Genomic DNA, 8,490 nt, shown 5'->3' on the forward strand with positions numbered 1-8,490 from the left:
GTGATCGGAGCGAGTCCGGTGGAACTGCGAGTGCTGGGGCCGGTGGAAGCGCGCCGTGACGACGGCGAACTCATCCCCATGACGCCGAAGGTGTACGGCCTTCTGGTCGTTCTCGTGCTGAACCTGGGACAGCAGTTGAGTGACAAACAGATCGAGGGCTATCTCTGGGACGGCGCCGAGCACGCCAAGGCGACCATCTCCGGGTACGTCACCGCGCTCCGGAAAGTCGTGCGGGAATTGGATTCCGAAGCGGACGTGGTGCGTGCGAGAGGGCTGTTGACCTTGCGCCTGCCTCGTCCCGAGGTGGTTGATCTGCACCGCTTCAAACAGCACCTGACGGTGGCGGAGGCGGGCGGCGACCCGGAAAGCACGCTGGCCGAGCTGGCTGCTGCTGCCGCCGAGTTCCGCGGTGAGCCCTGGGCGGGCTTGACCGTCGGCGTCCAGCTGGAGACCGAACGCACGGATCTGATAGAGCGGTTGAAGAAGGCCTGTCATCGGCGGGTTCAACTGCTGACTGCACTCGACCGGCACGCCGAGGCGGTCACCGAGTTGGACGACTGCCGCCGCCGCTGGCCCGACGACGATCGGTTCCAGCGGCAGGGGAGCGGCGCGCGGGCGGCCGCATCTCCGGTGATCCTGGCCCCGGTGCTGTTCGAGCCCGACTACAAGCTCGAACCCGATCCGCTGCCCAGTGCGCTGTTGCAGGCGGAGTACCGGGTCGTCGGCTTCGACGAGGTCGACGACCACCTGTCACGACTTAAGACCTGGTTGAACGCCCCGGGACCCGTTGACCTCAGACTGGTCACCGGGCCCGGTGGACGCGGCAAGACGCGCATTGCGCACGAGCTCGTCCGGTTCGCCCGCCGTGGCGGGTGGACCGCCGGTCTGATCCGCGAAGACGCACCGGACGGGGCACTGGACCAGGTCTTGGCCGGGTCTGCCCCGGTGCTGCTCGTGATCGACTACGCCGAGGGGCGCACCGACGAGGTGACCGCCGTCGTGCAGGCCGTGCTCGCGCGTACCACGAAGGTGCGAATCATGTTGCTGGCGCGGTCCGCTGGACTGTTGCTGGACAACGTCGGCAGGCACAAGGACGCGCGCATCGCCAAGCTGCTGAGGAGGATGGTCGTCGAGCCGGTCCGGTCGTTGCCCGCGGGCGACGGTGACCGGTGCAGGTGGTTTGACCAGGCCGTTCGAGCCTTCACGCCCCATCTGGCCCGAATTCCAGCGGATTCGGTGCACCCACCCGCGGATCTCGACGACGACCGGTATGACCGGATGCTCGACGTCCACGCCGCCGCGCTGGCCGCGGTGCTGGACGCGGTCAACGGGTGGGAGACGCAGGCGCGGCTGGATCCGCTGGATCGCGTGCTGGACCACGAAGAGCGTTACTGGCTCCACTCCGCCAGGACACACGATCTCGTGGGCGCGACCCTCGCCAGGCTCAGCGCCGTCGTGTCGGTGGCGACGCTGTGCGGCGCAGCCACCCTCGACGACGCGGATCGCCTCCTGGCCGGTCTGCGCACCTTCCGCGGAGCCTCGACCGACCTGGTCGACACCTACGCCGCCTGGCTCGCCGCGATGTATCCGGGGCCTGCCGCGCTGAACCCGCTGCGTCCGGACCGCTTGGGAGAAGACCTCGTCTTCAGGTTTCTTGGCACCGCCCGCGGAGCCGTGGACGCTCTTGCGGGGATGCTGAACGAAGACCAGGTCATTCGAGCGGTCATCGTGTTGGCAAGGGCATCGTCGCGGCACGACGGCGTACGGCAGCACCTGATCGAGCTGATCGAGCCCGACAAGGCGCATCGACTCCCGATCGCAATTGCGGTGGCTGGCCGGGTCGAGAGCCGGCAGCCGGTCGAGGTAATCACCGAGCTCACCGCTGCCGACCTGGGCCTGACCGAGGTCGTGGTGAACCAGCTGCCGCACAAGAGCCTCGCGCTCTCGGTCCTCGCGGCCGCACAGACCAGGGCACTCCTGCGGCTTGAGCTAAGCCGCGACCCCGTGGACACCGAGTTCGTCATCGAGGTGCGGCAGAACCTGGCGTTGCGGCTGCTCGACGTCGGCGAGTTCGACGACGCCCTCGCGATGGCCGGAGAGGCGGTCGCGGGCTATCGGGCGTTCGCGAAACCGACCCCAGACGACGTTGTCGGCCTGGCGGTCTCACTGGACACCCTGGCCACCGCGTACGCGAAGCTGGGCATGCACTCCGACGGCATCGCCGCGGCAACCGAGGGCGTTGAGCTGCTCGAGACGATGGTCGAGCAGGCTCACCCCGGCCACACCGACAGCCCGCAGAGCTTGACGCACCAGCGCGCCACCATGTTGATCAATCTCGGCAACCAGTTCGATGCCGATGGCGCGCCCGAACAGGCGCTTCTCCACATCAGCCGCGGTGTGGATGACCTGTACAACCTGGTGCGTGCCGGCCACCCCGGCGTCCAGGCCCACTATGCGAACGGCTTGCAGAGCCTGGGGTCGTGCTGGGCAGGCATCGGCAGACACGACGAACACCTCGCGGCCTGCATCAAGGCAGCGGACATCTTTCGCGAGCTCGACTCCGCAGCTCCGGACGCCCATCGGGGAGACCTCGTCAGGCTTCTGGGCACTCTGGCGGGGGCACACGCCGAGCTCGGTCAGACAGACCTGGGCATTGAGGTAGGGACGGAGGCAGTGGCGCTAGCCCGCGCCCTGGTCGACCGATACGGACGCGTCCACGACCTGTTGCTCGCGAACGCGTTGACCAACACAGCGCCGCTGCTCCGGCTGGCCGGACAGCACGAGAACGCACTAGCACACGCGACCGAGGCGGCCGGGCTCTTCCGCCACCTCGCGGCCAGGCAGCCGGGCGAGCACCTCGCCGACCTCGCGCTCTCCCTGCACAACCTTGGAATCGACCTGGCGCACGCCGACCGGCTCGAAGATGCTCTCGACGCCTACAGTGAAGCCGCCGACATCTACCGCAAGCTGGCCGAACCGCGACCCGACCTGTTCGAGCCGGTCCTGGCCGACACTCTCATCGGTCAGGCGGGGACCTTGTCCGAAGTGGACGCGGACGAGCAAGCTCTCGAGATCGCGAGCGAGGCGGTCGAACTGCTGCAACGCGCCGTACGCGCAGAAACCGCCACGCTGAGGGAAAAACTGGCAGAAGCGCTGCACATCGCCTCCGCTGCCGCGTTTCACCTCGGCGACCTTCCCCGCGCCGTACCGGACGGACTGAAGGCCCTCGAGATATACCGGACCCTGATCTCTGCGGGAGCATGCGATCCAGGCACCGACTTCGTACGGATCCTGCGCAACACGGCGAGGGTGATCCAAGCGGACGAGCAGCACGAGCTGGCCTTCCGGCTGTATCAGGAAATGATCGACGTGCTCCGAGAGGTAGTGAGCGAAGGCGGCGATGTCGCCGACCAGCTCGAGCACCTGGCCATGGCCTGCCTCAACGCGGGCGTGTGCGCGGCGAACCTCCAGGACCTCGATGCCGCAGCGCGGTTGACCGGCGAGGCGGTGGAGTACCGCCGGGTGTTGCTCGGCACCGCGTTCGAGTCCGTTGTGTACCTTGCGGAGGCGTTGACCAACATGTCGCACATTCAGTGCGACCTCGGGCGTTATGACGAGGCCCGTGAGCTCGCGGAGGACGCGGTGGTGCAGCTGTCCGCAATCACCGACGATGAGCGGTCCTCCTACCTCGTGTCCGCGCTCGTCGCACTGTCGTACGCGACGAACACGAGCGACCGCGCGGGCGCGCAGCTATCGTTGAACCGGGCTCTGGACATGGCCGGCGAGGATGAAGAACTGTGCGACGAGGTGAGTGAGGCCATGGCCGAACTTGGCTTCCGGCCAGAGAGCTGAGCGTGCGGTCCGTGGAGCTGCGCATTCTCGGCGACGTGCAGGCGATCGACGAACACCGCGGCCCTGTCCCGCTGACTCCGACGTTAAAGCTGTTGCTCGGCGTGCTGCTGAGCGAGGCGGAAAGGACGATCGACAAGACCCGCCTGCTGGACTTGCCCGAACGCGGCTGGCAGGAGAACACCAGGGACAAGGCGATCGGCGACCTGCGGGCGTTCCTCCAGCAGAACTTCCCCGGCCAGGCCAGCCTGACCAGCACCGCCGGCTCGCTGCGGCTCGACCTCGCTGACCCCGAGATCCTCGACTACCACCGCTTCCTACGACGAGTGGAACAGGCGCGCTCAGCCGACGACGAAAACGCCGTGCGGTTGTTCAGCGTCGCGCTCGGAGAGTTCAGAGGCGTGCCTCTCGCCGGTCTCAAGGCTCCTCTCATCGTCCGCATCCGCCTCCGGATCGACGCACAACACCGCCAGGCGTGTCTCGACCGTGCGGAACGACGTTTCCGGCTCCGCCAGCACGTCGAGGTCCTCGACGAGGTTCTCGAGCAGCTCAAGGCCTGGCCGGACGACGAGCGGTTGGTCAAGATGCTGGTGCGTGCTCTGGTCGCCGTGGGCAGACGGTCGGACGCCACAAAGGTGTTCAACGACTTCGACGTGGCCAACTACGCCACGGCCGACCTTCGCCGAGACGTCCTGCGGATCCTCGAGTCATCAAGAACGGCCAAAGACAACACCCTGACCCGGCCGGAGGCGGACGGTGCCGGCCCGAAGGCCGCCAACTTGACGCCAGACAAGCGTTTGCGTATTCGCGAGCTCGTTCTGGGGTGGGGTATTGTTTTGGTGGCCCTGGTCCTGGCGGTATCAATGTTCGTGAGTGAGGCGCCTTGGCGGACGGCTCCGGGCAACGGTGTACCGGACAACAGGACACCCGACAGCAGTTCCGGCCCGCCGATGGTGTTGGTCTACCAGTCGGGCGACGAGCCGGGCGTGGGCGCCGGTCGCGATGGCGGGCAGGACCATACGTGGATCATGGGCATTAATGACAAGGAGTATCTGGAGACCGTCTACCGCACATCCTATGCGGACGAACCGATTGATCGAATCGAAGGCGCGTTCGAGGTAGAGATGAACCCTCAGTCTCCTTGCCCGCCGGTAGCGCGGGTGGTCTGGACGCTGTCCGCCGACGGTGTAGAGAAAGCGAAGGGATCGCTTCACTTTCCGGCCTCCGGCGAGAAGTTTAGGGCCGATCTGGGTGTTTCACCAAGGGACCTTAGGGTTCGGCTGCGGGTTGACAGTCCTGTGCCGTTCGACACCGCCACTCCCTGCTATGCCATGCGAGTTGCGCTGCGGGGCGTGACGGTGGTGGCCCAGGGGTCAAAATGAGGTGCCTCGGGACGGGCAGGTGCACCTTGGAAAGTAGTGCCACAAATCGTCTGCGTTGGAACGTGGGGCTGTGACTGGGGCATCGTAGAAGCGAAGGAATGGATCTTGGGCGTTTTGCGCAACAGTCGGTAACGTTGTGCTTGCCGTAAATGTCATCCATGCAGGTCAGGTGGCATGCTCGTACTGGTTGAGGATGCCGCCCAAACGTGGACGTCGACGGACGCCGAGCTGGTGATCTTGTCCTGACTGGTGATTGGCGATGGTAGCGGTCGGGCGTTGGCGATGCCTTGGTGAGATCGGTGAGAGTTGTAGAACTGCTCGTATTCGCGTAGTGCATGGAGCAGGTGTCGTTGGTTCCAGATCAAAGTGCGGTCAAGGAGTTCGTGGCGGCAGGTCTGTTCCAGCGTTCGATGATCGAGTTCATCCGCGGCATCTGGATACCGCTGAGCGAGACCTGGATGTCAGCGTCGGCGAGGACGTCGTCGAACAGGTGAGGGAATTTGCCGTCCCTGTCGCGGATCAGGAACCGTGCTCGGTGGCTGGCATCCTCGAGATCCATGACGAGGATGTGGGCGGCTTGGGTCACCCATGCCGCGGTCGGATGTGGTGTCGCGCCGAGGATGCGGATCCTGCGGTGTGCGTGCTCGATGACCGCCAGGACGTACATGCGGGCGCCGGTGAGCGTGATGGTTTCGAGGAAGTCGCAGGCCAGCAAGACCTCGGCTTGAGAACGGAACAACTGCGCCCAGGTGCTCGACGCGCGTTCGGGTGCGGGTTCGATGCCGGCGTCGGTGAGAGTCTGCCACACGGTCGAGGCGGTGACTTTGACGCCGAGCACAAGGAGTTCGCCGTGGATCCGGCGGTAGCCCTCACTTTGGGTTGTCCTTGGCCAGGCGCAGAACCGGACTCGAATGGACCGGATGGTGCGCGGTCGGCCCGGGCGTTTCGATCGGGACATCCTGGCGTGGCGTCGGCGGAGTAGATCATGGTGCCAGCGCAGGATGGTGTCCGGGCGCCAGCAGGCGGAGTATGCGCAAGGTCTGGCGTGGTAGTCGGTGCAGGAGGGCGGCGAGTAACGCCCTGTCGGCCGGGCTGAACCGCGCCCTGTGTCGTCAGTTGGCGTTGCAGCACTGCGATCTGGTTGCGCAACGCGAGGATCTCGATGTCTTTGTCCTGGTTGCTCATCGGGAGCAACCGAAGGAGGGCGAAGGTGTTGGTGAGGCCGAGGTAGGCCAGTCGCAGCAGCACGGCCGGCATCCTGCCGTCGGACCGCCTGCCATGAGGGAGGGCGGCGACGTCATCGTGTGTAGCGTGACCAGGGCGTGTCTGATGTTCGGCTCTGGCTCGTAGTCGGTGGTGACGTGGAGTAGCCATCAGGGCAGCAGGATGCGGTGGCGGAGAAGGTTGAATCCGGCGCGTCCGTGCATCTGTCTCATGATCCTCTTGGTGCGGGTGTTGACGCCTTCGGTGCGGCCGTTGTGGTAGGGCAAGGTGACGGCACCGTCCACAGCGGACCGGTCGATCTCGAGACCGTTGGTGAGACTGCGTAGATGCGGCAGATCGACCGCGCGAGCCTCCGCGATCCACTCGGTGAGCTTCACGTCGTTACCCGCAGCCGGCGTCAGCAGTGCGGCGAAGCCGCGCACCAAACTGGCGAGTGCGGTCATCTCTGGGCAGGCTGTGGCGATCTTCTCCAGCAGGGTCGTGTCCTTCGGGCGCAGGTTCCCAGGTTTGGTGAGCAGGAGGCGGCTGGCGTGACGGGAGGTCATGACGGGACGATCGCCTTCAGCGCGGCCCTGGTTGAGGTAGCGGACCAGCAGGTTGGCGCTGCCGGTGTAGCCCAGTTCGCGAATCTCCGCGAGCAGTCGGGTGACAGGGACCGCGGGATCGGCCGCGCGGCGGGCACGCAGATGATCACGGTAGGGGTCGACCAGTGTCGGGCGGTAGGTCGGGGCGATGCGCAGGGCTTGAGGTTCGGGCAGGCGGGCGTAGCGTTTGACCGTGTTCAGAGCCACGCCGAGGCGGCGGGAGCAGTCGAGCAGACCGACCCCTTGGCCGAGTAAATCGTGGACCTTGTTCCAGCGTTCGCGAGTGGTCTGCTCGTGAACTCCGCCGGAGCGGGGCGGATTGACGTTGGCCCAGCATCCGGCGTGCGTGCGGACCTCGAGCAGAACCTTGTCACAGAGATTGCGCCACAGGTGCCATCGGTCACTGACCTGTACCGCGTCGGGCAGGGCTCGGCGGACAGCTTCGGCGTAGGTGGCCGAGCCGTCCCGGCACACGACCTCGACACCGGGGTGCTCGCGCAGCCACGACTCCAGGGTGGCCGCGTCGCGACCGGGCAGGACCGCGACACGTCGGCCAGTCTCGGCATCGATGGTGATCGTGGCGTAGCGCTGGCGGCGCCGCAGGGCGAAGTCGTCCACGCCGATCACCCGCGGAATCGTCAACAGGGGTAGCGGCAGGCGCCGCAGACGGCGCAGCGCGGTACTACGGGAGATAGGCACAGCGAGCAGGCTGGCCAGGCGTGCCGCCGCCCGGCCGCATAACTCTTGCGCCACATGGGATATCTGCCGGACAAGTCGCACCGTGCGGCGCTGATGGCGTTCCAGCAGTCCGGGAATCTGTTCCCGGAACGTCTGCTGCGAGCAGTTCCGAGCCTGGCAGGCCAGCCGCCGTACGCGCAGGCGGACGACGACCTGGCGGCCATCGACCGGCAAGTCCTTCACCGTCCGCTGGTGATACCCGTGCACCTTCGCCGTCGCAGTCCCGCAAGCCGGACACGGCACGGCCACATCCCGAGTGCGGGCCGTGACCACCACCATGCCGCAGTCCTCCGTCACATCCTCGATAACCAACGCTGACAGTCCGGAGAACACCGTCCCCACAAGAGAATCGACAGCCATCACAAGATCATGATCGCGAACAACTACTCGCCGACACCACCGACTACGAGCCAGAGCCGAAAACTTGACAGGCCCTCATCACTGGCCGCAGCCACCTCCACCAGGTACTCGACGACTACGTTCAGCATTACAACGCCGGCCGCAGCCACCAAGGCCACGGCGTCGGGTTACGCGCACCCGACGATGAGCCCAACGTGATCCCATTGCCCATCGCTTCCTACCGGATCATGCGCCGACAACGCCTGGGAGGACTGCTCAAGGGACTGTTCCAGGATCGGTGTTTCCGGCCCGACACGCCGGGCTGAGGTCCGGCGGGATGGGCACTGTGAGTGATGACATCGGACCTTGTGAGT

4 protein-coding genes are annotated in these 8,490 nt (G+C 66.1%); 2 read left to right on the forward strand and 2 right to left on the reverse strand.

Annotated elements, in window-relative coordinates:
- Positions 1–18: 18 nt before the first annotated feature.
- Positions 19–3,852 carry a BTAD domain-containing putative transcriptional regulator gene (locus tag ACZ6DT_RS39580; RefSeq protein ID WP_465605022.1) on the forward strand — a complete coding sequence of 1,278 codons (3,834 nt, stop codon included), beginning with the start codon at positions 19–21 and terminating at the stop codon, positions 3,850–3,852.
- Positions 3,853–3,863: 11 nt separating this feature from the next.
- Positions 3,864–5,231, forward strand: a complete 1,368-nt coding sequence (locus ACZ6DT_RS39585) for an AfsR/SARP family transcriptional regulator (protein ID WP_465605025.1) — start codon at positions 3,864–3,866, stop codon at positions 5,229–5,231.
- Positions 5,232–5,592: 361 nt separating this feature from the next.
- Here ACZ6DT_RS39585 and ACZ6DT_RS39590 read toward each other — a convergent pair whose 3' ends face one another.
- Together ACZ6DT_RS39590 and ACZ6DT_RS39595 are read right to left on the reverse strand one after the other, a co-directional pair.
- Positions 5,593–6,039, reverse strand: a complete 447-nt coding sequence (locus ACZ6DT_RS39590) for a hypothetical protein (protein WP_465605028.1) — start codon at positions 6,037–6,039, stop codon at positions 5,593–5,595.
- A 565-nt stretch (positions 6,040–6,604) separates the two neighbouring features.
- Positions 6,605–8,137 carry an ISL3 family transposase gene (locus ACZ6DT_RS39595; RefSeq protein WP_465605031.1) on the reverse strand — a complete coding sequence of 511 codons (1,533 nt, stop codon included), beginning with the start codon at positions 8,135–8,137 and terminating at the stop codon, positions 6,605–6,607.
- Positions 8,138–8,490: the final 353 nt, after the last annotated feature.

The organism is Amycolatopsis sp. NPDC041971, from assembly GCF_055588925.1.

Bases quoted from the DNA above. Each gene is read 5' to 3' on its own strand.
- ACZ6DT_RS39595 (WP_465605031.1), bottom strand. From the start codon at position 8,137: ATGGCTGTCGATTCTCTTGTGGGGACGGTGTTCTCCGGACTGTCAGCG.